22 protein-coding genes are annotated in these 26,016 nt (G+C 72.8%); 16 read left to right on the plus strand and 6 right to left on the minus strand.

The window, feature by feature from the left end; all coding sequences use genetic code 11:
- Positions 1–2: 2 nt before the first annotated feature.
- The 7 genes from ACFC1X_RS09795 (at position 3) to ACFC1X_RS09825 (ending at position 10,594) form a co-directional block, all read left to right on the plus strand.
- Positions 3–2,150 carry a trypsin-like peptidase domain-containing protein gene (locus tag ACFC1X_RS09795; RefSeq protein ID WP_376350512.1) on the plus strand — a complete coding sequence of 716 codons (2,148 nt, stop codon included), beginning with the start codon at positions 3–5 and terminating at the stop codon, positions 2,148–2,150.
- Complete coding sequence (locus ACFC1X_RS09800; RefSeq protein WP_376350515.1) at positions 2,147–3,097, plus strand: AAA family ATPase; 951 nt, start codon at positions 2,147–2,149, stop codon at positions 3,095–3,097. The genes ACFC1X_RS09795 and ACFC1X_RS09800 overlap by 4 nt, the downstream gene beginning before the upstream one ends.
- A 2-nt stretch (positions 3,098–3,099) precedes the next feature.
- On the plus strand, positions 3,100–6,432 hold the full coding sequence (locus tag ACFC1X_RS09805; protein ID WP_376350518.1) for an SAV_2336 N-terminal domain-related protein: 3,333 nt from the start codon (positions 3,100–3,102) through the stop codon (positions 6,430–6,432).
- 137 nt (positions 6,433–6,569) lie between these two features.
- Entirely contained in the window at positions 6,570–7,622 is a 1,053-nt protein-coding gene (locus ACFC1X_RS09810; RefSeq protein WP_376350520.1) for a LacI family DNA-binding transcriptional regulator, read from the plus strand.
- A 157-nt stretch (positions 7,623–7,779) separates the two neighbouring features.
- Positions 7,780–8,817, plus strand: a complete 1,038-nt coding sequence (locus ACFC1X_RS09815) for an LCP family protein (RefSeq protein WP_376350523.1) — start codon at positions 7,780–7,782, stop codon at positions 8,815–8,817.
- A 131-nt stretch (positions 8,818–8,948) separates the two neighbouring features.
- Positions 8,949–9,305, plus strand: a complete 357-nt coding sequence (locus tag ACFC1X_RS09820; RefSeq protein WP_376350526.1) for a YciI family protein — start codon at positions 8,949–8,951, stop codon at positions 9,303–9,305.
- A gap of 44 nt (positions 9,306–9,349) precedes the next feature.
- Positions 9,350–10,594: an RNA polymerase sigma factor gene (locus ACFC1X_RS09825; RefSeq protein ID WP_376350529.1), complete on the plus strand. Its 1,245-nt coding sequence runs from the start codon at positions 9,350–9,352 to the stop codon at positions 10,592–10,594.
- Here ACFC1X_RS09825 and ACFC1X_RS09830 read toward each other — a convergent pair.
- On the minus strand, positions 10,591–11,880 hold the full coding sequence (locus ACFC1X_RS09830) for a methyltransferase domain-containing protein (protein ID WP_376350532.1): 1,290 nt from the start codon (positions 11,878–11,880) through the stop codon (positions 10,591–10,593). The two genes, ACFC1X_RS09825 and ACFC1X_RS09830, sit on opposite strands and share 4 nt — an antisense overlap.
- Between ACFC1X_RS09830 and ACFC1X_RS09835 the strand changes: the two genes are divergently transcribed.
- From ACFC1X_RS09835 to groL, 4 genes are all read left to right on the plus strand, one after another.
- Positions 11,863–12,819 (plus strand): polysaccharide deacetylase family protein, encoded by a 957-nt coding sequence (locus tag ACFC1X_RS09835; RefSeq protein ID WP_376350535.1) that lies wholly within the window; start codon positions 11,863–11,865, stop codon positions 12,817–12,819. The genes ACFC1X_RS09830 and ACFC1X_RS09835 overlap by 18 nt on opposite strands.
- On the plus strand, positions 12,816–13,544 hold the full coding sequence (locus tag ACFC1X_RS09840; protein ID WP_376350537.1) for a polysaccharide deacetylase family protein: 729 nt from the start codon (positions 12,816–12,818) through the stop codon (positions 13,542–13,544). The genes ACFC1X_RS09835 and ACFC1X_RS09840 overlap by 4 nt, the downstream gene beginning before the upstream one ends.
- A 297-nt stretch (positions 13,545–13,841) precedes the next feature.
- Entirely contained in the window at positions 13,842–14,150 is a 309-nt protein-coding gene (groES, locus tag ACFC1X_RS09845; RefSeq protein WP_003974211.1) for a co-chaperone GroES, read from the plus strand.
- 119 nt (positions 14,151–14,269) lie between these two features.
- Positions 14,270–15,892, plus strand: coding sequence for a chaperonin GroEL (gene groL, locus ACFC1X_RS09850; RefSeq protein ID WP_376350540.1), 1,623 nt, complete (start codon positions 14,270–14,272; stop codon positions 15,890–15,892).
- A gap of 70 nt (positions 15,893–15,962) precedes the next feature.
- Here the strand turns inward: groL and ACFC1X_RS09855 are convergent, their stop codons facing one another.
- The 3 genes from ACFC1X_RS09855 to ACFC1X_RS09865 form a co-directional block, all read right to left on the minus strand.
- On the minus strand, positions 15,963–16,436 hold the full coding sequence (locus ACFC1X_RS09855) for a hypothetical protein (protein WP_376350542.1): 474 nt from the start codon (positions 16,434–16,436) through the stop codon (positions 15,963–15,965).
- A 138-nt stretch (positions 16,437–16,574) separates the two neighbouring features.
- Complete coding sequence (locus ACFC1X_RS09860) at positions 16,575–17,348, minus strand: SDR family oxidoreductase (protein WP_352152671.1); 774 nt, start codon at positions 17,346–17,348, stop codon at positions 16,575–16,577.
- Positions 17,349–17,443: 95 nt separating this feature from the next.
- On the minus strand, positions 17,444–18,112 hold the full coding sequence (locus ACFC1X_RS09865) for an MOSC domain-containing protein (protein ID WP_376350544.1): 669 nt from the start codon (positions 18,110–18,112) through the stop codon (positions 17,444–17,446).
- An 81-nt stretch (positions 18,113–18,193) separates the two neighbouring features.
- Between ACFC1X_RS09865 and ACFC1X_RS09870 the strand changes: the two genes are divergently transcribed.
- Positions 18,194–19,129 (plus strand): LysR family transcriptional regulator, encoded by a 936-nt coding sequence (locus tag ACFC1X_RS09870; protein ID WP_376350546.1) that lies wholly within the window; start codon positions 18,194–18,196, stop codon positions 19,127–19,129.
- 57 nt (positions 19,130–19,186) lie between these two features.
- On the opposite strand, the gene ACFC1X_RS09875 is transcribed toward ACFC1X_RS09870, so the two are convergent.
- Entirely contained in the window at positions 19,187–19,525 is a 339-nt protein-coding gene (locus tag ACFC1X_RS09875; RefSeq protein ID WP_376350549.1) for a WhiB family transcriptional regulator, read from the minus strand.
- Positions 19,526–19,947: 422 nt separating this feature from the next.
- Here ACFC1X_RS09875 and ACFC1X_RS09880 point away from each other — a divergent pair, with 422 nt between their 5' ends.
- The 4 genes from ACFC1X_RS09880 (at position 19,948) to ACFC1X_RS09895 (ending at position 24,562) form a co-directional block, all read left to right on the plus strand.
- Positions 19,948–20,559 carry a response regulator transcription factor gene (locus ACFC1X_RS09880; protein WP_003948568.1) on the plus strand — a complete coding sequence of 204 codons (612 nt, stop codon included), beginning with the start codon at positions 19,948–19,950 and terminating at the stop codon, positions 20,557–20,559.
- Between the two features lie 530 nt (positions 20,560–21,089).
- Positions 21,090–21,677 (plus strand): sigma-70 family RNA polymerase sigma factor, encoded by a 588-nt coding sequence (locus tag ACFC1X_RS09885; RefSeq protein ID WP_376350551.1) that lies wholly within the window; start codon positions 21,090–21,092, stop codon positions 21,675–21,677.
- A gap of 139 nt (positions 21,678–21,816) precedes the next feature.
- Positions 21,817–23,322: an IMP dehydrogenase gene (gene guaB, locus ACFC1X_RS09890; RefSeq protein ID WP_376350554.1), complete on the plus strand. Its 1,506-nt coding sequence runs from the start codon at positions 21,817–21,819 to the stop codon at positions 23,320–23,322.
- 115 nt (positions 23,323–23,437) lie between these two features.
- Positions 23,438–24,562: a GuaB3 family IMP dehydrogenase-related protein gene (locus ACFC1X_RS09895; RefSeq protein ID WP_376350557.1), complete on the plus strand. Its 1,125-nt coding sequence runs from the start codon at positions 23,438–23,440 to the stop codon at positions 24,560–24,562.
- Between the two features lie 85 nt (positions 24,563–24,647).
- On the opposite strand, the gene ACFC1X_RS09900 is transcribed toward ACFC1X_RS09895, so the two are convergent.
- Complete coding sequence (locus tag ACFC1X_RS09900) at positions 24,648–25,856, minus strand: nucleotide sugar dehydrogenase (RefSeq protein WP_376350560.1); 1,209 nt, start codon at positions 25,854–25,856, stop codon at positions 24,648–24,650.
- Positions 25,857–26,016: the final 160 nt, after the last annotated feature.

Here is a 26,016-nt window from a genome sequence, read left to right on the forward strand (position 1 = left end):
GCGTGGGGTGGTTCGGAACCGCGGGGGACGGTGCCGGCGATCCCTCCCGGTACGTCGTGTCGATACGGCGGGCCGAGGACGGCAGGACCGTGGGGGCGGGCTTCGTGCTCGGCGGCGACACCGTGCTGACCTGCGCGCACGTGGTCAACGCCGCCCTGGACAGACCGATGCTGGAGCCGCGCGCACCCGGCCCGGACGAGATCGCCGTCGAGGTTCACGACGACGGCGGCGCCGCCGCGCGCTACCCGGCCCGGGTGGCCCACTGGATCGCCCCGCGCGCCTCGGCGGGCGGGGCGGTGCCGCCGCAGGACGACGAGTGGCTCGGCGACCTCGCCGTACTCCGGGTCGACGGTCCGCCCGGCGGCCTGCCCGCCGGGCCCCGGCTGACGGCCATGGCGGCCGGTCAGCAGGTGGACGCCTGGCACGGCACCGGCGCGGCGGCCACTTACGCCCGTCTCACCGTGCACGGGCCCGGCCGCTCCCGCGCCTATCTGGACGGGGCGCCCACCGGCATGGCGGTCGGCCCCGGCTACAGCGGCGGCCCGCTGTGGTGCCCGAGCGAGCGGGCCGTGGTCGGCTTGGTCGTCGCCCACTTCATGCCGCCCCGGAACCCCGGCACCGGCGCTCCCCTCCCGTACAGCCCCCAGCACCTGGTGCGGCGCAGCTGGGGCGTGCCCTGGCAGCGCGTCGAGGACGAACTGCGCCCGCTGGGCCTGCTGGAGGGCGCGGCGTCCGAGCAGCTCGACCCGGACGACCCCGCCTTCCTGCTGCTGCTGGAGGCGATCGAGGACACCTTCCCCTCGGCGAGCAGCCGGGTGGCCGGTGCCCAGCGGCTGGCCCGGGCCTGCGGGGTCGCGCCCGGCAGCGACGTCACCCCGCCCACGCCCGAGGAGTTCGCCGCGTTCCTGCTCACCCACCCGCGGGCCCTCGCGGCGCTGGCCGGGAACCTGCGGCGCGGCGCCCCGCAGGACGCCGACCGGGTGCTGGCCGCGGGCGGACTGGCCCGCACCCCCAGGCTGCTCTCCCCGCAGGAGCACACCGCCCTGCGCAAGCACCTGCGCACGATGGAACCGGAGGTGCTCGCCCGGTTCCCCGAGGCGGTCCGCGCCGCCCTGCCGCACCTGGCGGCCCTGCCCGGCGGCGACACCGCGGAGGCCCTCCTCGACCACCTGGAGGCGCTGCCCGGCGACGGCCGTGCGGGCAGCGGGGAGCGCAGGGTGCCCGCACTGCTGCGGGTGATGGAGTACGTCGGCGCGCTGTGCCCCGGTGCCCGACGGGCCGAGCTGCGGCTGTGGGCGGACGGGGTGGCGACCCGGCTCGGCATCGAACGGGCGGCGCTCGGCGAACGCCGCGCCGACGCCCAGGAGTGGGTGCGCTCCCTGCGCGCCCGCGCCGCCCGCGTCCGCGTGCTGGTCCAGGTGACACCGGCCGGGCAGGGCCGTCACCGGCTGCGGATCTGGTGCGACGAGGGCGCCGGACCGCGCCAGGTCTCCACCGACAGCGTGCGCTCGTACTCCGCGCCCGAGGCGGCCCGCGAGGTGCTGCGCGTGCTCGACTCCCTCACCCCGCCCGCCCGGGACGAACGGCCGCCCCTCGTCGAGGTCCTGGTCGACCGGGCGGGCCTCAACCTGCCCGTGGACGAGTGGACGGTACGGGACCCGGAAGCGCTGGTTCCGGGCGTGCTCGGCGTGGAGTTCCCGCTGGTGGTGCACTGCCCCGAACTCCTGCGCAGGCACGGGCGCTTCATGGGCCACTGGCGCAGCCGCTGGGACCGGCTCGACTCGGGCAAGACCTTCGTCGTCTCCGAGGCGATGGACCGCGACACCATCTACTCCCGGCTCGTCAACCAGCTCGACACCGTACGCGTCTGTGTGGACGTACCGCCCGGCCCGCGGGACGGCATCGTGCAGACCTGCCTCGCCCTGGGCATACCGGTGGTGGTGTGGGACCGCGGCCGCGACGGGGCCGCCCACACCGTCCGCCACATGGAGCGGGTCGCCACCCGTGAGATGCCCGACGGAGTACGCGACTACCGCGCGGGAGCCAAGGCCAGCCCGCCCGACTACCCCGGCCGCCCGGTACTCGCCTGGGCGGACGCCGACCGCACCGTGCCCCGCCTGCACCTGACCGAACCCCAGGAGAGCACATGACATCCGCTGCCGAGGCCGAGTGGCGCCTCTTCCGCGGCGACGGCGTCCCCCGGTCCGTCTCCCTGCCCTCGGCGCCGCCGTGGCGCCGCTTCGTCCCCACCCGGTCGATGCGCCCGGAACTTCCCTACGTGATCGCGCCTCAGCACGCCGACGTGGTCAACGCGGCCCTGCACCTGCGCCGCCCGCTGCTGGTCACCGGACCGGCCGGCACCGGCAAGTCCTCCCTCGCCCGGGCCGTCGCCCACGAGCTGAGCCTGGGCGAACTGCTGCGCTGGCCGGTCAACAGCCGTTCCACCGTCAAGGACGCCCTCTACCAGTACGACGCCATCGGCCGGCTGCGGGAGACGACCCTCAGCCGGGACCGCGGCGAACGCGAGCCGCCCGTCGGCACGTTCATCCGGCTCGGCCCGCTCGGCACCGCGCTGGTGCCCTCCGCCAGCCCGCGCTGCCTGCTCGTCGACGAGATGGACAAGGGCGACGTCGACCTCCCGAACGACCTGCTCACCGTCTTCGAGGAGGGCTTCTTCGACATCCCGGAACTGACCCGGCTGCCGGAGGACATGGCCGACGTCGAGGTGCAGACCCACGACCACCGGGGCACCGTCCGGGTGCACCAGGGGCTCGTGCAGTGCGCCGAGTTCCCCGTCGTCGTCATCACCAGCAACGGCGAGCGCGACTTCCCGCCGGCGTTCCTGCGCCGCTGTCTGCGGCTCGACCTGCCGCTGCCCGACGAGGAGCGGCTGCGCACCATCGTCGCCGCGCACCTCGGCCCGGAGGCGATGCGGGAGGCGGACGACCTGATCGAGGCGTTCCTGCGCCGCCGCGCCCTCGGTGAACTCGCCACCGACCAGCTGCTCAACGCGGTGTTCCTGCGCACCGGCGGCGTCGACCTGGACGCGGAGGGGCTGCTGGACGCCGTCCTGCACCAGCTCACCGGGGCGATGTGACCATGCCGGCCGGGGGAGAGCGGCTGGCGGAGGCGCTGCGGCTGCTCGGCGTCTGCCGGGTGGACCTGGACGCCGACCAGGTCCTCGACGTGCTGTGGCTGGCCCGGCGGCTGCCGGCGGGCGCCGAAGCACCCCTGCACCGGCAGACACCCGCCCGCCTCCAGCCGCCCGAACCCTCCGACGCCCCGGAGTCGGCGGACCGGCCCGCCCCGCCGCAGCGGACGTCCGAGCCCGGCGACCCGGAACTGCCGGACCTCACCAGCCCCACCACCCTGCACGCGGGCGTCCGCAACACCCCCGACTCCCCGCCCCGGTTCGCGACCACCGGCCAGGAACCCCGGCGGGCCCTGCCGGTGCGCGTCCCGGAGGAGAAGGCGCTCGGCAACGAACTGGCCCTCGGACGGTCGCTCAGGCCGCTGCGCCGCCGCCACGACAGCCGCCACCGCACGGAGATCGACGAGGACCGCACGGCCGCCGCACTCGCCGAGACCAACCTGCCCGACGTGGTGGTACGGCCCGTGCGCGAACGCTGGCTCAACCTCGTCCTGCTCGTCGACGACGGCCTGTCGATGCTGCTGTGGCACCGGCTCGGCACCGAACTGCGCACCCTCCTGGAACGCCTCGGAGCCTTCGCGGTCACCCGCGTCCTCGGCCTCGACACCCGCACCCCGGGCCGGCCGCGCCTGCACGCCCGGCCGTTCCGCCCGGGCAGCACCGAACTGCCGCTGAGCACCGTCAACGACCCCTCCGGCCGCACCCTGCTGCTGGTCGTCAGCGACGGCATGGGCCCCGCCTGGCGGTCCGGCGCGATGCACGCGCTGCTCGCCGAGCGGGCGGCCCGCGGTCCCGTCGCGCTCCTGCACACCCTGCCGCCGGACATGTGGGAGGCCTCCGGCATCTCCGCCGAACGCTGGCAGGCCACCACCCGGCGCGTCGGCGGCGCCAACACCTCGTGGCAGGTCGTCGACCCGGTGCTGCCGCCCGAGCTGAGCCGGTTCGACGACATCCCGGTCCCCGTCCTCGAACCCACGGCGGGCTCCCTCGGCGTCTGGTCCCGCCTGCTCGCCTCGCCGGGCACCACGGTGGAGCTGCCGCTGCTGGTCCGCCCCGACCGGTACGCCGCCGTCGCCCCCGCGCGGGACCTCAGCAGCGCCCAGCACTTCCGCGACGCCGCCACCCCGGAGGCGTACCGCCTGGCCGCCCACCTCGCGGCGGTCGCCCCGCTGTCGGTTCCCGTGATGCGGCTGGTGCAGACGGCGGTGGACTGGCCGGCCACCACCTCCCACCTGGCGGAGGTGTTCCTCGGCGGCCTGGTCCGCCCGCATCCGGCGCCCGTGTCGGGGCCGCTGCCCGCCAAGCACCGCGTCTTCGACTTCACCGACACCTCCAAGGCGGTCCTGCTCGACGCGGTCCCGCAGGCCGAACTCCTGCGCACCGGCCGCCGGATCGGGCGCCGCCTGGAGGAGCTGGCCGGGAACTCGCCGGACTTCCCGGCCTGGCTGCTCCATCCCGACGGCTCCGACGTCCTGCCCGGCTCCCAGCAGCCGTTCACCAGCGTCGAGCGCAGGCTGCTCGCCCGGTTCGGGGTGTCGGTCGGCGGCGAGCGCCCCACCCCCGGTCCCGGCTCGCCGGGGTCCGGCACCGGCCGGGACGACTGGGAGCCGCTCACCAAGGACGACCCGCGCCGGATCGGCCGGTACGAGCTGCGCGGCCGTCGGCGCGGGCGGCGCACGATCGTCTACCGGGGCGTCGACCGGCGGGGCCGGGAGGCCGTACTGCGGGTACCGCGCCCCGACCTGCCCGCCGTCAACGCCGGACTCGTCACGGTGGAGGCCGAGGCGCTGTCCCGGCTGGACGGCCAGTACGCGCCCGTGCTGCTCGCCAGCGGGCTCCGGGACGCTCCGCCCTGGCTGGCCATGACCCCGATCGCGGACGCGGCGGCGCCCGACGCCCCGCCGCTGCGGCTCTCGGAGATCTTCACCCGGGCCCTGACCGACGGCACCGCCCCCTTCGACATCCTGCAGGGCCTGCTCGTCTCCTGCTACCTCGCCAACGCGGTCGCCCTCTGCCACCTCAACGGCCTCGTGCCCGCCACCCTGGACGCCGACAGCGTGTACGTGCTGCGCCGCACCGTCGTCCTGGGCGACCTGTCGGACTGCGCCGTCGACGGCACGTACCTGGGCTCGGGCGCCGCACCCACCCGCGAGGACAACGTGCGGGCCCTCGGGGAGCTGCTCCAGGTCATCAGCACCAAGGCCGGCTGGGACCTGCCGGGACTGCCCGAGGGCATGCACCTGTGGCAGGGCGACACCTGGGAGCAGCTGCGCCGCCTCGTACTGCGCTGCATGGACCCGGACCCGGCCGTGCGGCCCGGGGCGGGCGAGGTCGCCGAGGTCCTCGCCCGTTACGTCGCCCGCACCCGCCTCCAGCTCGGCGAGGCCGTTTCACGCGGTGCCCAGGGCGGCCCGGCCGCGCGCGTGCCGCTCACCCCGCCCGCCACCGCCGTCCCCGCGCCACGCCCGCCGCTGCGGCTGCCGCGCTTCGGTGCCGGCCGCCGGGAGGCACAGCACAGCCTGGAGCGGCTGCGGACCGCCCCCCTGCCGCACAGCAGGCGCCTCACCCTGATCGGCGCCTACCACTACAGCGGACGCGCCACGACCACCATGGTGCTCGGCTCCCTCCTCGCCGCCGCGCGCGGCGAGCCCGTCCTGGCCCTCGACGGATCCGCCTCCGAGGGATCGCTGGACGCCTTCCTCACCGACCGCAACCCGGCCGTCGTACGCGACCTCGCGGCCCTGCCGCCCGCACCGGCCTACGAGGAGATCCGCGCCCGCACGACCCGGCTGCCGTCCGGCCTCGAAGTGGTCGCCCACCGCAGTGGCCACTTCAGCCCCAACCCGGCCCACCAGCAGGAGTACGCGCACGTGCTGGCGCAGACGGCGCACTACTACCCCTTCGTCCTCACCGACTGGTCCCCGCTGCGGCTCGACCGCTCGGCCGACGTGGTCCTCGACCACACCGACCGGCTGATCCTCTGCTGCGGGACCGCGGACTGGTTCCTGGACGCGGCCGTCCGCACCCTCACCATCGTCCGCGGCGCCGGCCGGGAGGAGCAGGCGCGGCGGGCCCTCGTCGTCGCCACCGACCTCGGCGGCCCCTCGGGCCGGAAGCCGCCGGAGACGTTCGCCAGGCGGCTGCGCGTCGACCCCGGGCAGGTCCTGCACGTACCCTTCGACCCCGCCCTGCAGTCCCCCGACTGGCAGCTGCACCGGCTGCGACCGGCCACGACGGAGGCGTTCCTCCGACTGGCCGAACTGGTCACGGAGGAGGGCTGAACCGACGGGCCCGGACAGGCCCGCCGAATGTTTTGGCTCCCAGAGCGAATGTTTTGATGCGGGCCCGGTGCGACCCACCCGGTCCCCGGTTCGCCGAGGGCTTCGTCCAGCGGGCCCGCAGGGTTACGATCGCCGCCATGACATCCCCGCAGCCCGCTGAAACCCGGACGCAAAAGCGGTCCGCGCAGACCGCGACCCTCGCCGAGATCGCGCGTGCGGCCGGTGTGTCGGCGCCGACTGTTTCGAAGGTGCTCAACGGCCGCGCCGACGTCGCGCCCTCGACCCGGGCCCGCGTGGAGGAGCTGCTGCGCACCCACGGCTACCGGCGCCGGCGGGCCGAGTCGACCCGTTCGCCGCTGATCGACCTGGTCTTCCACGAGCTGGAGAGCGCCTGGGCGATGGAGGTCATCCGGGGCGTGGAGAACGTGGCCCGGGACACCGGGCTCAGCGTGGTGCTCTCCGAGAGCGCGGGGCGCCTCACGCCCGGCCGGACCTGGGCCGACCAGGTCGCCGCCCGCCGCCCGCACGGCGTGATCCTGGTCCTGTCCGGCCTCGACGAGTCCCAGCGGGCCCTGCTCACCAGCCGCTCCATCCCGTTCGTGGTGATGGACCCGGCGGGCGACCCCGGCGCCGACGTGCCGTCCATCGGCGCCACCAACTGGCAGGGCGGACTCGCCGCCACCCGGCACCTGGTCGACCTCGGTCACACCCGCATCGGGGCGATCAGCGGACCCACGCGGATGATGTGCAGCCGCGCCCGCGTCGACGGCTACCGGGCCGCACTGGAGACCGCCGGGCTGCCGGTCGAACCCGACCTGATCGTGACCGGCGACTTCCACCACGAGGCCGGTTACCGGCGGGGCCTGGAGCTGCTGCGCCGCCCCGACCGGCCGACCGCCGTCTTCGCCGGCAACGACCTCCAGGCGCTGGGCCTGTACGAGGCCGCGCGCGAACTGGGGCTGCGCATCCCGCAGGACCTCAGCGTGGTCGGCTTCGACGACCTGCCGGTGGCCCGCTGGGTGGGGCCGCCGCTGACGACCGTACGGCAGCCGCTGACGGAGATGGCCGAGGCGGCGGCACGGCTGGTCCTGGACCTCGGGCGGGACGACGGCTCCGCGTCGGCGACCCGGGTGGAGCTGGCCACCAGCCTGGAGGTGCGCAGCAGCACGGCGGCGCCCGGCGCCGGCTGAGCGACACCGCGGCCGGTTCCGGGCCGCGCCGAAGTCTGAGAATTTCCGCAGAATCCCGACCCGCACGTTCCTGATTCAACAATTCCGACTTATGTTCCCTCCGACGGGGCACTCGCGTGGGGACGCGAACGGGACCGGCTGGGGCGGGGGCGGACGCATGGCTGCGCGGGACGCGCGGGACGGGCGCGGTGGGCGCTCGAAGGGGTTCAAGGTGGCCGGCCTGGCGCTGGCCGGCGCCCTGCTGCTCGGGTTCGCCGCGGCGGGCTGGGCGTACTGGCACCTGAACGGCAACATCAACAGCGTCGACATCGAGGGCGCGCTCGGCGACGACCGACCCGCCCGCCCGGCCACCGCCCCCTCCGCCTCGCCCTCCGCGTCCCCGGTGCCCACCGGCGCCCTGAACATCCTCGTCCTCGGCTCGGACTCGCGCAGCGGCGAGGAGAACCAGGAACTCGGCGGCGGCGACAGCGGAGGCGCCCGCTCCGACACGGCGATGGTCGTCCACCTCGACGCGGGCCGCACCGCCGCCACCGTCGTCAGCATCCCGCGCGACACGCTCGTCGACCGTCCCTCCTGCCCGCTGGAGTCCGGCGACTCGACCCGGGAGGCGAGCAACGCGATGTTCAACACCGCCTACGAACTGGGCGGACCGGTCTGCGCGGTCAAGACCGTCGAGTCCTTCACCGGTGTCCGCATGGACCACTACATCGAGATCGACTTCTCCGGCTTCGCCAAGCTGGTCGACGCGCTGGGCGGGGTCACCGTCACCACGGACGTGGACATCGACGACGACAAGAGCCACCTGCACCTGGACGCCGGCACCCACCACCTCGACGGCACCGAGGCGCTCGGCCTGGCCCGCACCCGCTACGGGCTGGCGGGCGGCAGCGACCTGGCCCGGATAGAGCTCCAGCAGAACCTGGTCAAGGCGCTCCTCGAACAGATCGCGACCACCGACCTGCTCACCGACCCCCCGCGCCTCTACCAGGTGGCGGACGCGGTCACCGGCAGCCTCACCACCGACACCGGCCTGGACTCGCTGGGCGAGCTGACCGGCCTCGGCCGCAGCCTCGGGGGCCTCGCGGCCGACGACGTACGCACCGTCACCATGCCGGTGGACCCGGCGCCCTGGGACCCCAACCGGGTGGTCGCCCGCGAGCCGGACGCCGGTGACCTGTGGGAATCGCTGCGCTAGCGGTTGCGTGGCGGTCCCCCGGAAAGTTCTTGAAAAAACTCGGCGGCGGATGTCGATCCACGCCCCGCCCGTTCGACGCACTGGGTGAGAGGCCGGGGAGCGACCCCGGCCGCCGAACCCGAGGAGTCACCGTGCCCCGCTACCTGTCGCTGATCCGCATCGAGGAGAACGACACCCTCTCCGGCGGCCCCAGCCCCGAGCTGGTGCAGCGCATGGAGAAGCTGATGGAGGAGATGACGAAGGCCGGCGTCCTGCTCGACACGGCCGGCCTCACCCCGACCGCCGACGGCACCCGCGTCCACTACGAGGGCGGGCAGCTGTCCGTCACCGACGGGCCCTTCACCGAGTCCAAGGAGGTCATCGGCGGCTACGCCCTGCTCCAGGCCAAGGACAAGGCCGAGGCCGTCGAGTGGACCAAGCGCTTCCTGAAGGTGCACGAGGAGTACTGGACGGTCACCTGCGAGGTGCGTCAGCTCATGGAGGGCTGAGTTCCGCTTTGCTCGGCCCGTGCGAGGGTGTTGCATGGTGGGCTGTGGAACCGCAGCCCACCGAGGCCCTGGAGACCGTCTTCCGCTTGGAGACCCCGCGCGTCGTCGCCGGTGTCGCCCGGCTCGTGCGGGACGTCGGCATCGCCGAGGAACTCACGCAGGACGCGCTGGTCGCCGCCCTGGAGCAGTGGCCGAGGGACGGCGTGCCCGACAACCCCGGCGCCTGGCTCATGGCCACCGCCCGGCGCCGCGCCGTCGACCTGATCCGGCGCCGGGAGACCTACGCCCGCAAGCTCGCGGAGATCGGCCGCGAGCTGCCCGCCGAGACGCCGCCGGTGGAGCCCGCCGACCCGGACGACATCGACGACGACCTGCTGCGGCTGGTCTTCACCGCCTGCCACCCGGTGCTCTCCGCCGAGGCCCGCATCGCCCTGACCCTGCGGCTGCTCGGCGGCCTGACCACGCCCGAGATCGCCCGCGCCTTCCTCGTCCCGGAGCCTACGGTCGCGCAGCGCATCGTGCGCGCCAAACGCACCCTGGCCACGAAGAACGTCGCCTTCGAGGTGCCGTACGGCCCGGACCGGGCGGCCCGCCTCGGCTCGGTCCTGGAGGTCATCTACCTGATCTTCAACGAGGGGTACGCGGCCACCACGGGCGACGACTGGCTCCGCCCGGCCCTGTGCGAGGACGCCCTGCGCCTGGCCCGCGTCCTCTCCGCCCTGATGCCGAAGGAACCCGAGGTCCACGGCCTGACGGCGCTGCTGGAGTTCCAGGCCTCCCGTACCGCCGCCCGCACCGGCCCCGACGGCGAGCCGGTCCTCCTGCGCGACCAGAACCGCCGCCGCTGGAGCCGCCTGCTCATCGCCCGCGGCATCACCGCCCTCGACCACGCCCACGCCGGCTCCGGCGCCCCGGGCCCGTACGTCCTCCAGGCCGCCATCGCCGCCTGCCACGCGACGGCGTACACGTACGAGGAGACCGACTGGCCGCGCATCGCCGCGCTCTACGGCCTGCTCGCCGCCCGCACCCCGTCCCCGGTCGTCGAACTCAACCGCGCGGTCGCCGTGTCGATGGCCGAGGGCCCGGCCCCCGCGCTGGCCCTCGTCGACGCCCTGGCCGCCGAACCGGCCCTGCGCGACTACCACCTGCTCCCCAGCGTCCGCGGCGACCTCCTGCTCCGCCTGGACCGCCCGGCCGAGGCGCGCGCGGAGTTCGAGCGGGCCGCGTCCCTGACCCGCAACGAACGCGAGCGCGAACTGCTGACCCGCCGGGCGGAGGAGTGCGGTTAGGGCTTCCGCACCGGGTGCCCGATCAGCATCGTCGGCGCCCCCGCGACCCGGGTCATGAACACCGTCGCCGCGTTCGGCCCCTGCGGCTTGACCTTCCGCCGCAGTTCCTCGGGCTCGACCGCCGACCCCCGCTTCTTCACGGTCAGCGTGCCGACGCGGCGCTCCCGCAGCAGCGCCTTCAGCTTCTTCACGTTGAAGGGCATCAGGTCGGTGATCTCGTACGCCGTGGCGTACGGCGTCGGCAGCAGTTCGTCCGCGGTGACGTAGGCGATGGTCGCGTCGAGCAGCCCGCCGCCGACCTGTTCGGCGACCTCGGCGACCAGGTGGGCGCGGATCACGGCGCCGTCCGGCTCGTACAGGTACCGGCCGGGTGTGCGGACCTCCGGGTCGGGCAGGCCGGTGCCGGGCAGGGTGCGGGGCCCGGGCAGCAGCGTGGCCCGCACCGCCCCGGCGGCGCCGCCGAACCACAGCACCGCCTCCTTCACGTCCCCGCCGTCGGAGATCCACTCGGCCTCGGCGTCCTCCGGCACCGCCTCGTGCGGGATGCCGGGCGCCACCTTCAGCGCGGCGGCACGGGAGGCCGTACGGGCCGCGCCGACGGCCCAGGACAGCGGCGGCGAGTACGCCTCGGGGTCGAAGATCCGCCCCCGGCCGCCGCGCCGGGCCGGGTCGACGAAGACCGCGTCGTACCCGCTGGTGTCCACCGCCTCGACATCCGCCTCGCGCACCTCGATCAGCTCAGCCAGCCCCAGCGCCTCGGCGTTGGCGCGGGCCGCCGCCGCTGTCGCCGGGTCGCGGTCCACCGCCAGCACCCGGATGCCGGCCCGGGCCAGCGCGATCGCGTCGCCCCCGATCCCGCAGCACAGGTCGGCCACGGAGGTGACACCCAGAGCCGCGAACCGCTCCGCCCGGTACGCCGCCACGCTCGCCCGAGTGGACTGCTCGACCCCGTTGGCCGTGAAGAACATCCGCCCCGCGTCCCCGGCCCCGAACTTCGCCGCCGCCCGCTGCCGCAGCCGCGCCTGCCCGAGCGCGGCCGACACCAGCGCGGCCGGGTGCTCGCGGCGCAGCCGGGTGGCGACGGCCAACTCCCGCGCGGGGTCGGTGTCGCGCACCTCGTCGAGGAGCGCGCGGCCTTCGGGGGTGAGCAGGGAGAGCAGGGCGTCGAGGTCGTTCACCGCCTCATTGTGGGCCAGTCGGTGGATGGTGTGCCTCCGGCGCGGTGTCGGACGGGGTCCGGCGGCCCGGGACTGCGAAGATCCGGCACCATGCGAGCAGTCGTACAAAATGACAAAAGCCGAGCGTCGCGGGTGCTGCGGGCGGCGACTGCCCCCGGACCGCGCGGACGCGCCGCCACCGTCACCGCCGTCCTCGCCGTGGCCGCCCTCGCCGCCGGCTGTGCGCAGGACACCTCGGACGTCCGGGGCGCCCACGGTCAGGAGCCCCTCCAGGCACCCCCGGCCCGCGCGCTCGACGCGTACGCGGCCAAGCTGCGCGCGGCCCAGGCCGCCCGGGTCGCCGCCGCCAAGCGCTGGGACCTCAAAAGGGTCCCGCTGACCGCCCCCGCGCCCCCGGCGAAGAAGCCGGAGATCAAGGCGCGCGAAGGCTTCGAGGTGGACGGCCAGGAGCGGTACGGCCTCCCGCCGGTCTTCACCACGATCCCCACCAAGGAGAAGATCGTCTTCCTCACCATCGACGACGGCGCCGAGAAGGACCGGGCGTTCCTGAGGATGATGAGCGAGCTGAAGATCCCGTACACCGTCTTCCTCACCGACGAGGAGATCAAGGACGACTACGGCTACTTCAAGAAGATGCAGGCCCGCGGGGTCACCCTCAACAACCACACCCTGAGCCACCCCTACCTCCCCGGCCTCTCCTACGCGGAGCAGAAGCGGGAGATCTGCGGGATGCAGGACGTCATGGAGAAGCGCTACGGCAAGCGCCCCGTCCTCTTCCGCCCGCCCTTCGGCAACTACAACCGCGACACCCTGCGCGCCGCGAAGTCCTGCGGCATCGAGTACGCGCCCATCTGGAGCGAGGAGGTGTTCGTCGACCACTGGGAGTACCGCGAGTGGGACCGGGAGCTGCACCCCGGCGACATCGTCCTCACCCACTTCCGGGGCCGCGAGGACTGGGACGGCACGATGACCGACATGGCCCGGCGCTTCCTGAACCGGATCACCGCCGAGGGCTACGCGGTGGCCCGCCTGGAGGACTACCTGTGAGGCGAGGGCGGTTCCGGCCGGCCGGGGCCGCCCTGGCCGCCGTACTGCTCTCCGGCTGCGCCCAGTTCGCCGGCCCCGCCGGACACCCGGCCGCCGGGGAACCGGCCCGGGGCGGCGACCGGAGCGGCGACCAGAGCCGGAACCTCCCGCCCGTCGTGGACCACGTCCGCACCACCGACCGGGTCGTCTTCCTGACCTACGACGACAGCGCCGAGCGCGACCCCGGCTTCACCGCCCTGATCCGCGAGCGGCGGCTCCCCGTCACCCTGTTCCTCACCGACACCGTGGCCGGACCGGCGTACGGCCACTTCGCCGGGTTGCGCTCGGTGGGCGCGAGCCTCCAGAACCACACCCTGGACCACCGCTCCCTGCGGGGCCTGCCCTACGCCGGCCAGCGCGCCGAGATCTGCGGCCAGCAGACCAAGCTCAGGTCCCGCTTCGGCGTCCGCCCCCACCTCTTCCGCCCCCCGTACGGCACGTACGACACCACGACCCTGCGCGCCGCCGCCGACTGCGGCATCACGGCCGTAGTCCTGTGGCGCGCGTCCCTGAACACCGACGGCCACCTCACCTACACCCGAGGCGAGCACCGCCTCCACCCCGGCGACATCGTGTCCGTGGACCTGACGGCCCACACGGAGGATCTGCTGGAGACGATCGAGGAGCAGCACCTGAGGGTGGCGAGCCTGGACGATTACCTCACTGTCAGCCCGTCCGGCGTTTGAGGACGAGGCCGTCCAGGCCGAAAGGGGGGCCTGGGGGCGCAGCCCCCAGCGACGCCCACCTCCACGCCGGGTGCGCTCCACAGACCGGCGTTCACACGAAAACCCCACCGACGCGCCGCAGGCATTGGCACTCCGCTTGACCGAGTGCTAATCGCAGTCATAGTCTCAACCCTGGCACTCCCCACTGGAGAGTGCCAACTACGCGACGGGCAGGTCCGGCACCCGCGACGACGGATCCACCTGGTCGCCACCTCAGACAGTTAACCCCGTGAGATCTCCGAAGGGGGAGGTCGGATCGTGACGACCACCAGCTCCAAGGTTGCCATCAAGCCGCTCGAGGACCGCATCGTGGTCCAGCCGCTCGACGCCGAGCAGACCACGGCTTCGGGCCTGGTCATTCCGGACACCGCCAAGGAGAAGCCCCAGGAGGGCGTCGTCCTGGCCGTCGGCCCGGGCCGCTTCGAGGACGGCAACCGCCTTCCGCTCGACGTCAGCGTCGGCGACGTCGTGCTGTACAGCAAGTACGGCGGCACCGAGGTGAAGTACAACGGCGAGGAGTACCTCGTCCTCTCGGCCCGCGACGTGCTCGCGATCGTCGAGAAGTAATTCACCGAAGCACCTTGCTTTCCAGCTGCGCCCCTGGCTCCCGCGACCATAAAAAGCCGGGACGTCAGGGGCGCAGTGCCGTATAACCCCAAGATTTCCGGAAGAGGGCTCACGCTCCCATGGCGAAGATCCTGAAGTTCGACGAGGACGCCCGTCGCGCCCTCGAGCGCGGCGTCAACAAGCTCGCCGACACCGTGAAGGTGACGATCGGCCCCAAGGGCCGCAACGTCGTCATCGACAAGAAGTTCGGCGCCCCCACCATCACCAACGACGGCGTCACCATCGCCCGCGAGGTCGAGGTCGAGGACCCGTACGAGAACCTCGGCGCCCAGCTGGTGAAGGAGGTGGCGACCAAGACCAACGACATCGCTGGTGACGGCACCACCACCGCCACCGTGCTCGCCCAGGCGCTGGTCCGCGAGGGCCTGAAGAACGTCGCCGCCGGCGCCTCCCCGGCGCTGCTGAAGAAGGGCATCGACGCGGCCGTCGCTGCCGTGTCCGAGGACCTCCTCGCCACGGCCCGGCCGATCGACGAGAAGTCCGACATCGCCGCCGTCGCCGCGCTGTCCGCCCAGGACCAGCAGGTCGGCGAGCTGATCGCCGAGGCGATGGACAAGGTCGGCAAGGACGGTGTCATCACCGTCGAGGAGTCCAACACCTTCGGTCTGGAGCTGGACTTCACCGAGGGCATGGCCTTCGACAAGGGCTACCTGTCGCCGTACTTCGTGACGGACCAGGAGCGCATGGAGGCCGTCCTCGACGACCCGTACATCCTGATCAACCAGGGCAAGATCTCCTCCATCGCGGACCTGCTGCCGCTGCTGGAGAAGGTCATCCAGGCCAACGCCTCCAAGCCGCTGCTGATCATCGCCGAGGACCTGGAGGGCGAGGCGCTCTCCACCCTCGTCGTCAACAAGATCCGCGGCACCTTCAACGCCGTCGCGGTGAAGGCCCCGGGCTTCGGCGACCGCCGCAAGGCGATGCTGCAGGACATGGCGGTCCTCACCGGCGCCACGGTCATCTCCGAGGAGGTCGGCCTCAAGCTCGACCAGGTCGGTCTGGACGTGCTCGGCACCGCCCGCCGCATCACCGTCACCAAGGACGACACCACGATCGTCGACGGTGCCGGCAAGCGCGACGAGGTCGAGGGCCGCATCAACCAGATCAAGGCCGAGATCGAGTCCACGGACTCCGACTGGGACCGAGAGAAGCTCCAGGAGCGCCTCGCGAAGCTGGCCGGCGGCGTGTGCGTGATCAAGGTCGGCGCCGCCACCGAGGTGGAGCTGAAGGAGCGCAAGCACCGTCTGGAGGACGCCATCTCCGCGACCCGCGCCGCGGTCGAGGAGGGCATCGTCTCCGGTGGTGGCTCCGCGCTGGTCCACGCCGTCAAGGTCCTCGAGGGCAACCTCGGCAAGACCGGCGACGAGGCCACCGGTGTCGCGGTCGTCCGCCGCGCCGCCGTCGAGCCGCTGCGCTGGATCGCCGAGAACGCCGGCCTGGAGGGCTACGTCATCACCTCCAAGGTCGCCGAGCTGGACAAGGGCCAGGGCTTCAACGCCGCCACCGGCGAGTACGGCGACCTGGTCAAGGCCGGCGTCATCGACCCGGTGAAGGTCACCCGCTCCGCCCTGGAGAACGCGGCCTCCATCGCCTCCCTCCTCCTGACGACCGAGACCCTGGTCGTCGAGAAGAAGGAAGAGGAGCCGGCCGAGGCGGGCCACGGCCACGGCCACGCCCACTGACCGCTGCGCTGAGCCTTTACGGTGCCCAGTTCCCTGCGGGGGGCTGGGCACCGTGCGTTCACCCGCCTCGTCAGTAGGACTTGGTCCGCTCGAACCCGGTGATGTTGATCTTCACGTCGGGTGTCCGGAGCGTGGTCGGCGACTCACCCGTCGCCGTCTGGCCGGGCTGGACGTCGGTCACGAACTCGGTCGAGTTGTAGAGACGCTTGCCGTTCGGGTCGACGGCTTCCCACTGCCAGCTGTAGTTGGACTTCTCGGAACTCTGGTTCTTGATCGTCCACGTGACCCAGATGTCCTGGAAACCGGCCTGCGAACGGTCGTCGACTCCGAACTCGATGAGGTCGCCGCGCTCGCCCTGCCCGGCCTCCGTCCGGCCGCCCTGCGGCTCCGCGCCCTCATCCTCTCCCGCCTGCTCCTGCTCTTCGGTCCGGTTCTCCTTGGACGGGGCCGAGGTGGAGCTGTCGTCCGCGGTCGTGCAGCCGCCGAGGGCCGTACCGACAACGGCCACTGCCGCCAGGGCGGCTACCACGCCATGTCTTCTCATGCTGCGCCCCTTTGAACGGGTATGACATGTATATACCCGTTTGGCGTAGCGCGCAGTTTGCCGTGGGCGACATGGAATGGAAGGGGGAGGGCCCCTCGGGCGTTCGACGACCAGGCCGAGGGGTGCGGCTCGTACTCCCTACTGCGGCCCGTACTTGCGCCCCGTCCGTGAGCTGATCCCGCCCAGCATCCCCCGCGGTACCAGCTTCGCCGCGCCCATCAGGGTCTTGTAGCGGGGGTCCGGGATGGAGAGGGACTTGCCTCGGGAGAGGTCGTCCAGGGCGGCCGCGACGACCTTGTCCGCGTCGAGCCACATCCAGTTCGGGATGTTGTCCGTGCCCATGCCGGCCCGCTCGTGGAACTCCGTGCGGACGAAGCCCGGGGCCAGGGCCATCAGGCGTACGCCGCTGCCGGCCAGGTCCTTCGCCACGCCCTGGGTGAACTGCACGACCCACGCCTTGGACGCGCCGTAGGTGCCGCGCGGGACGAAGGCCGCGACCGAGGCCACGTTGACGACGCCGCCGCGGCCGCGCTCGCGCATCGCCTCCACCGCCGCCGAGGTCAGCCGCAGCACCGCCTCGCAGTGCACCTTGAGCATGGTCAGCTCGTCGGCCATGGAGACGTCGAGGAACTTGCCCTTGTTGCCGAAACCGGCGTTGTTGATCAGCAGGTCGACGGGGTGCCTGCGCTCGCCCAGCCGGGTGGCCACCGCCTCGATGCCGGCGTCCGTGGACAGGTCGGCCGTCAGCACCTCCGCCTCGATGCCGTGCCGGTCGTGCAACTCGGTGGCCTGTTCGTGCAGCCGCTTGGTGTCGCGGGCCACCAGCACCAGGTTGTGTCCGTCGGCCGCCAGCCGCCGGGCGAACGCGGCGCCGATGCCCGCCGTCGATCCCGTAATCAATGCCGTTGTCATGGCGCAAGGTTAGGGGTCGGAGCGGGCAGGTCCACTTCGCTCACCGGTCCCGCCGCCAGTGAAGAGCCGGTGAAGAACGTACTGGTGAGGAGCGGTCAGCCGCCGTACCTCGCCACGTACTTCCGCGCCTGCGCCAGCGCCTCCGGGTGCAGCGCCCCGCCCGCCGCGAGCAGCCGGGGCAGCAGCTCCCGCTGGGTGGTGACCGCCCGGAACTGCAGGGCCACCGTCACCTCGTGGTCGGGCCGGTGCACGATCCGGACCGGGTCGCCCGCCCGTATCTCGCCGGGCTCGACCACCCGGAAGTACGCGCCCGGCGCGGCCTTCTCCGTGAAGCGCTTCACCCAGCGCCGCTCACCCAGATGGCCCTGGAAGGTGCGGCAGGGAATGCGTCCGGACGTCACTTCGAGGAGCAGCTCCGGACCCACCCGCCAGCGCTCGCCGATCAGGGCGCCGGAGACGTCCAGGCCCGTGGTGGTGAGGTTCTCGCCGAACGAGCCGCTGGGCAGCGCGCGGCCCAGTTCGCGCTCCCAGTCGTCCAGGTCCTCGCGGGCCACCGCGTACACCGCCTGGTCGTCGCCGCCGTGATGGCGCGTGTCGCAGACCGTGTCCCCGGCCAGCCCGCTCGCCCCGACGCCCTTCGCCCCGGGCGCCGCCACCCGCACGGGCCCGTCGGCCGGCCGCTTGTCGATGCCGGTGATGCCCTCTGGGTGGTCCGTGTAGGGCACGGTCTTCGCGCGGCCGAGGTTGACAGACAGAAGCTTCATGGCGGAACGGTAGGACAATCGTCATCAAAGTGTCGACGCGGTATTCGTCGTACGGTCAAAGGGTCACTTATCCTCGGGGGTGTGATCGAGGCTCGTCATCTCCGTGTGCTGCGCGCCGTGGCATCGACCGGTTCCTTCTCCGCCGCCGGGCGCGAGCTGGGCTGCACCCAGCCCGCCGTCAGCCAGCAGATGAAGGCCCTGGAGTCCTCCGTCGGCACCCCCCTGCTCGTCCGCACCGGCCGCGAGATGCGCCTCACCCAGGCCGGTGAGGCGCTGGTGCGGCACGCCGCCGGGATCATCGCGGGGCTCACCGCCGCCGAGGAGGAGGTCGCCGCCATCGCCGGGCTGCGCGCCGGCCGGGTCCGGCTGGTCTCGTTCCCCAGCGGCAGCTCCACCCTCGTACCCAACGCCCTGGCCGCGCTTCGTGCCGCGCACCCCGGCACCCGGGTCTCCCTGGAGGAGGCCGAGCCGCCGAACTCCGTGGAGCTGCTGCGCGAGGGCGACTGCGACGTGGCGCTCGCCTTCCGCTACGAGGGTGCGGCGGGAGCGGAGGAGTGGGACGACCTGGTCGTACGGCCGCTGCTGACCGACCGCCTCGTGGCGCTGGTCCCCGACGGGCACCGGCTGGCCCGCGCGGAGTCCGCCGGACCCGTGGCCATCGGTGAGCTGGCCCGGGAGTCCTGGATCGCGGGCTGCCCCCGCTGCCGGGGCCAGCTGGTCGAGGTCTGCGAGGGAGCCGGCTTCACCCCCCGCATCGACTTCGCGACCGACGACTACCCGGCCGTGGTCGGCCTGGTCGGCGCCGGTCTGGGCGTGGCCGTCCTGCCCCAGCTCGCCGTCGAGTCCGTACGGCCCCGAGGTGTGCGCACGGTGGCGCTGGAGCCGGCGGTGCGGCGGGAGATCGTCGCGCTCAGCCTGCCCGACCTGGCCCAGGTGCCCGCGGTGGCGGCGACGCTGGACGAGCTGGCCCGGGCGGCCGCCCGCCTGTCGGCGGCGCCTCGGCCGAACCCCCTCTGAGAAATCCCCTGCTCTGAGAACCCCTGCTCTGAGAACCCCCTGCAAAGAAACGTTCCTTCAGTGGTGGGCGGCCGCCTCCCCGCCGGCCGGTCCGGACGCCGACGCCGCCACCAGGCGGTGGCGTGCCCGTCCCATGAGCTCCTCGCGCTCGTCCTCGGTCAGCCCGCCCCACACGCCGTACGGCTCACGCACCGCCAGCGCGTGCGCCGCGCACTCGGCGCGGACCGGGCACCTCATGCAGACCTCCTTGGCCGAGTTCTCACGAGCACTCCGCGCCGCACCGCGTTCGCCCTCCGGATGGAAGAAGAGCGAGCTGTCCACCCCGCGGCACGCAGCCAGGAGCTGCCAGTCCCACAGGTCCGCGTTCGGTCCTGGAAGGCGGGAGAAATCTGCCATTGCGTGACCCCTTGTTGCCGATATGGGTGGACGTTGGCGATGCGACGATGCGGCGATGCGGCGATCCAGCGACCCAGCATCCACGACCGTACAACTACGATCTAAGGAGATGAAAATATGACTCATTGCGAATCTAGCCGCAGACACCACCGAAGCGGAAGAAAAGCGGCTAAATGGGGCACTGGTTGTGATGAAACGGCGCGAGTCCGACGCGCATGTCTGCTGCGTGGCCGCCCCCTCACGTAGAGTGCCGAAGACGACACACAGCCCCGTAACTCTTTCGAGTGACCATCGTTGAGAGTGCGGAGGCGGTTGAAGGAACAAGTGCTCGGGCGGGCGTCCGGGACGGTCGACCGCACAGGTGACGATTTCGTACCAGCCTGGAGGCTCAACGTGACGCGCAAGAGCTGCGGAGGACGGCCATGACTTCCGTCCTCGTCTGCGACGACTCCCCGCTTGCCCGAGAGGCGCTGCGCCGCGCGGTGGCGACCGTGCCCGGCGTCGAGCGCGTGACGACGGCCGCCAACGGCGAGGAAGTCCTCCGCCGCTGGGGTGCCGACCGCTCGGACCTGATCCTGATGGACGTGCGCATGCCCGGCCTGGGCGGCGTCGAGACCGTCCGGCGGCTGCTGTCCGCCGACCCCGGGGCGCGCATCATCATGCTCACCGTCGCCGAGGACCTGGACGGCGTGGCCCTCGCGGTCGCCGCCGGTGCCCGCGGCTATCTGCACAAGGACGCCTCGCGCGCCGAGCTGCGCGCCACCGTCACGCAGGCCCTCGCCGACCCGACCTGGCGGCTCGCCCCGCGCCGGCTGCGCTCGGCCGAGATGGGCGCCGCGCCCACGCTCACCGCGCGTGAGATCCAGGTCCTGGAGGGCATGAGCCACGGCCGCTCCAACGCGGAGATCGGCCGCGAGCTGTTCCTCTCCGAGGACACCGTCAAGACCCACGCCCGGCGGCTCTTCAAGAAGCTCGGCGCCTCGGACCGCGCGCACGCCGTGGCGCTCGGCTTCCGGTGGGGCCTGGTCCGCTAGGGCCTGTCCGGCGGGTCAGGTCGCAGGAAAGGGACGGTGCATGATCATCGCAGGCGAGCGGGGGCTGGTGCGTCCAGCTGCAAGGCGGAGGAGGGCGACGACGCGATGGGGGTCCCCCCGCGCGAGCGGAGCCGAGCGTGGGGGAGTCGGCAACCGACGACAACGCGGCAGATGGGCGTGCCAGCCCCCGCGTCTGCGGCATGATCCGCCGGACAGGTCCTAGGGGGCACCCGTGCGGTGGAGGCCCGGTGGGGCACCCATGCGGTGGGCGCGGAAAGGCCCCGTCGGGGACGTGATGTTCCCCGCTTATCGCGAGGTGAGCGGGGGTGACAAGGCGACCCGCCGGGTGCCCGCTGCTCGTTTCGCCGCCGATGACGCATCCTTGAGGTGTGGAGTTCCTCGGGGACGAGTCGGTCAAGCGGAAGGGGAGGGCGCAGGGGATGAGTTCCGGCGCACCTGCTCATAACGCTTCGGTGCACAACAGCGGGCACGGAGCCACGGATCGGACGGCCGCAAGGCACGATGGACCGATGCGTGACGACGATGCGCCCCGTGACCAGGGGACGGTCGGTGGGCTCGTCCACCGCGCCGTCGACGGGGACGAGCAGGCCACGCACGACCTGCTCGCCCATGTCCACCCCCTGGCGCTGCGCTACTGCCGTACCCGTCTGTCCCGCCTGCCCGGTGACGCCCGCCACTTCGTCGAGGACCTCGCCCAGGAGGTCTGCGTCGCGGTGCTGCTCGCGCTGCCTCGCTACAAGGACACCGGCCGGCCCTTCGAGGCGTTCGTGTTCGCCATCGCCGCCCACAAGGTCGCCGACCTCCAGCGCGCGGCGATGCGCCACCCCGGCTCGACCGTCGTCCCGTCCGACGAGATGCCCGAGCGGCCCGACGACTCCCTGGGCCCGGAGGAGCGCGCGCTGCTCAACAGCGACGCCGCCTGGGCCAAGAAACTGCTGGCCAACCTGCCCGAGAACCAGCGCGAGCTGCTCCTGCTGCGCATCGCGGTCGGACTCACGGCCGAGGAGACCGGCCAGATGTTGGGAATGTCACCCGGCGCCGTCCGGGTCGCCCAGCACCGGGCGCTGAGCCGACTGCGGGCGCTCGCGGAGCAGTAGTCGCCGCCGTGAACGGACGGCGGCCCGTGTCCGTACAAAACTACGAAGATCGCAGGCCTTCCTGATCGTGGAATGAGCCACGTCCGCTTCCCGTTAGCATGGACATCCGCACCGATCAAGGCCATTTGGGGAAGGTGTCATGACTGCCAACGTCGACGGAGTGCCCGGAAAATTCGCGACACTCGGGCTGACCTACGACGACGTGCTGCTGCTGCCGGGCGCCTCCGCGGTGCTCCCGAACGCGGTCGACACCTCGTCCCGCATCTCCCGCAACGTGCGGGTCAACATCCCGCTGCTCTCGGCGGCGATGGACAAGGTGACCGAATCCCGCATGGCGATCTCCATGGCCCGCCAGGGCGGTGTCGGCGTCCTGCACCGGAACCTGTCCATCGAGGACCAGGCCAACCAGGTCGACCTGGTCAAGCGCTCCGAGTCCGGCATGGTGGCCAACCCCATCACCATCCACCCGGACGCCACCCTCGCCGAGGCCGACGCGCTGTGTGCCAAGTTCCGCATCAGCGGCGTACCCGTCACCGACGACGCGGGCCGGCTGCTCGGCATCGTCACCAACCGCGACATGGCCTTCGAGAGCGAGCGCTCCCGGCGGGTGCGCGAGGTCATGACGCCGATGCCGCTGGTCACCGGCCAGGTCGGGATCTCCGGCGTGGACGCCATGGAGCTGCTGCGCCGCCACAAGATCGAGAAACTTCCGCTGGTCGACGGCGACGGTGTCCTGAAGGGCCTGATCACGGTCAAGGACTTCGTGAAGGCCGAGCAGTACCCGCACGCCGCGAAGGACGCGGAGGGCCGGCTGATCGTCGGCGCCGCCGTGGGCGCCAGCCCCGAGGCGCTCGACCGTGCCCAGGCCCTCGCCGAGGCCGGGGTGGACTTCCTGGTCGTCGACACCTCGCACGGTCACAACAGCAACGCCCTGAGCTGGATGTCGAAGATCAAGTCGAGCGTCGGCATCGACGTCGTCGGCGGCAACGTCGCCACGCGTGACGGTGCCCAGGCGCTGATCGACGCCGGTGTCGACGGCATCAAGGTGGGCGTGGGCCCCGGCTCCATCTGCACCACCCGCGTCGTCGCCGGCATCGGTGTCCCGCAGGTCACCGCGATCTACGAGGCCTCCCTCGCCGCCCGGCCCGCCGGTGTCCCGCTGATCGGCGACGGTGGCCTGCAGTACTCCGGCGACATCGGCAAGGCGCTGGCCGCCGGCGCCGACACGGTGATGCTGGGCAGCCTGCTCGCGGGCTGCGAGGAGTCGCCGGGCGAGCTGCAGTTCATCAACGGCAAGCAGTTCAAGTCGTACCGCGGCATGGGCTCGCTGGGCGCCATGCAGTCCCGCGGCCAGGGCAAGTCGTTCTCGAAGGACCGCTACTTCCAGGCCGAGGTGGCCTCCGACGACAAGCTCGTGCCCGAGGGCATCGAGGGCCAGGTGCCCTACCGCGGCCCGCTGGGCAACGTGCTGCACCAGCTCGTCGGCGGTCTGCGCCAGACCATGGGCTACGTGGGCGCCGGCACCATCGAGGAGATGGAGTCCAAGGGCCGCTTCGTGCGGATCACCTCCGCCGGCCTCAAGGAGAGCCACCCGCACGACATCCAGATGACGGTCGAAGCACCGAACTACAGCCGCAGCAAGTAGGCAGCAGCCTCCCGAGGGCGGCCCCGGACCATCCGGGGCCGCCCTCTGCGGTGCCCCGCCGTGCCCGTCGGGGATACTGGAAGGCGCTGCAACGCATCAGGGAAAGGCCACAGACGTGACTGAGATCGAGATCGGGCGCGGCAAGCGCGGCCGCCGGGCGTACGCCTTCGACGACATCGCCGTCGTCCCCAGCCGCCGTACGCGGGACCCGAAGGAGGTCTCGATCGCCTGGCAGATCGACGCCTACCGCTTCGAGCTGCCGTTCCTGGCCGCTCCCATGGACTCGGTCGTCTCGCCGGCCACCGCCATCCGCATCGGCGAGCTGGGCGGCCTCGGCGTGCTCAACCTCGAAGGGCTCTGGACCCGGCACGAGGACCCGCAGCCGCTGCTCGACGAGATCGCCGGTCTCGACGCGGACACCGCGACCCGCCGCCTCCAGGAGATCTACGCCGCTCCCATCCGGGAGGAGCTGATCGGGCAGCGCATCAAGGAGGTGCGCGACTCGGGCGTGGTCACCGCCGCCGCGCTCTCCCCGCAGCGCACCGCCCAGTTCTCCAAGGCCGTCGTGGACGCGGGCGTGGACATCTTCGTCATCCGCGGTACGACGGTCTCGGCGGAGCACGTCTCCGGCTCGCACGAGCCGCTGAACCTGAAGCAGTTCATCTACGAGCTGGACGTCCCGGTCATCGTCGGCGGCTGCGCCACCTACACCGCCGCCCTGCACCTGATGCGCACCGGCGCGGCGGGCGTCCTCGTCGGCTTCGGCGGCGGCGCCGCGCACACCACGCGCAACGTGCTGGGCATCCAGGTGCCCATGGCGACGGCGGTCGCGGACGTGGCGGCGGCCCGCCGCGACTACATGGACGAGTCCGGCGGCCGGTACGTACACGTCATCGCCGACGGCGGCGTCGGCTGGTCCGGCGACCTGCCCAAGGCGATCGCCTGCGGCGCCGACTCCGTGATGATGGGCTCCCCGCTGGCCCGCGCCACCGACGCGCCGGGCAAGGGCAACCACTGGGGCATGGAGGCCGTCAACGAGGAGCTGCCCCGCGGCAAGAAGGTCGACCTCGGCACGGTCGGCACCATCGAGGAGATCCTCACCGGCCCGTCCCACACCCCGGACGGCTCGATGAACTTCTTCGGGGCGCTGCGCCGCGCGATGGCGACGACCGGCTACAGCGAGCTGAAGGAGTTCCAGCGGGTCGAGGTCACCGTGGCGGACTCGCAGCACCGGCGGTAATCACCCGGACGGCGTAGCGAAGGGGCCCGGAGCAGTCGCTCCGGGCCACTTCGCGTGTGCGGTCCCGCTCAGAGGCCGCGCGCGCTCAGAGCCGGTACGCCGCCCCCGTGGGCGTCGCCCCGCGCGTGTCCAGCAGGAGCTGCGCCTTCACCGACAGGCCCTGGAGGTCGTACGTGCGGTGCTGCTGGAGGAGGATCGTCAGGTCGGCGTCGGCGGCGGCCTCGTAGAGGGAGTCCGCGCGGGGGACGGGGCGCTCCGCCACGTTCCAGGACGGGATGTGCGGGTCGTGGTAGCTGACGGCGGCGCCGAGCCCCATCAGGCGGGTCGCGATCTCCTCGGCCGGGGTGGCCTGCTGGTCGGCGAGGTCGGCCTTGTAGGTGACGCCGAGGAGCAGGACGCGGGCGCCGCGCGCGGACTTGCCGTGCTCGTTGAGGAGGGCGGCGGCGCGCTGGACGACGTAGCGGGGCATCTGGGAGTTGACCCGCTGGGCGACCTCCACCATGCGCAGGCTGTGGGGGGCCTGCCCGGTCAGGTCCTGGGGGACGGAGTGGCCGCCGACGCCGGGGCCGGGGCGGAAGGCCTGGAAGCCGAAGGGCTTGGTCTCCGCGCAGCGCAGGACGTCCCACAGGTCGACGCCGAGGTCGTCGCAGAGGACGGCCATCTCGTTGACGAGGGCGATGTTGACGTGGCGGAAGTTGGTCTCCAGGAGCTGCACCGTCTCCGCCTCGCGGGGGCCGCGCGCGCGGACCACCTTGTCGGTGAGGCGGCCGTAGAAGGCGGCGGCCGACTCGGTGCAGGCCGGGGTGAGGCCGCCGATGACCTTCGGGGTGTTGGCGGGAGTGAAGTCGCGGTTGCCGGGGTCGACGCGGCTGGGGGAGTAGGCGAGGTGGAAATCGCGGCCTGCGCGCAGCCCTGAGCCCTGCTCCAGGATCGGGCGCAGGAACTCCTCCGTGGTCCCCGGCCGCACCGGCGACTCCAGGATCACCGTGGTGTGCGGGCGCATGTGGGCGGCGAGCGTGCGGGCCGCGGCCTCGACCTGGGTGAGGTCCAGGCCGCCGTCCGGCGCCGGCGGGGTGGGCGCGCAGATGACCGCGGTGCGCACCCGGCCCAGCTCGGCCGGTCCCGCGGCGGTGCGGAAGCCCGCCGAGAGCATCCGGCGCAGCTCGGCGGGGGAGAGGGGGCCGGCCTCGGGGCCGGTCTTGTAGCCGAGGGTGGGGATGCCGGCGGCGACGGCGGCCTGGGCCAGGGGCAGGCCGTACGGGCCGAGTCCGATGACGGCGAGATCTGCGGGCATGGCGTGGGCCGTCCTTCCCAGTAGCCGAAGCGGGACAGGTGCGCAAGCCCGGTGGACAGGATGGGCGAGCACAACGTCAGACTAGGAGTAAATATGACCGATTTGTGGGATTGATCTGCCTCGTTTCGGGTGAGTCTCGACGGTGACCTGGGGGAAGTTG

Source organism: Streptomyces sp. NPDC056128 (genome assembly GCF_042263835.1).
Classification (GTDB): Bacteria; Actinomycetota; Actinomycetes; order Streptomycetales; family Streptomycetaceae; genus Streptomyces.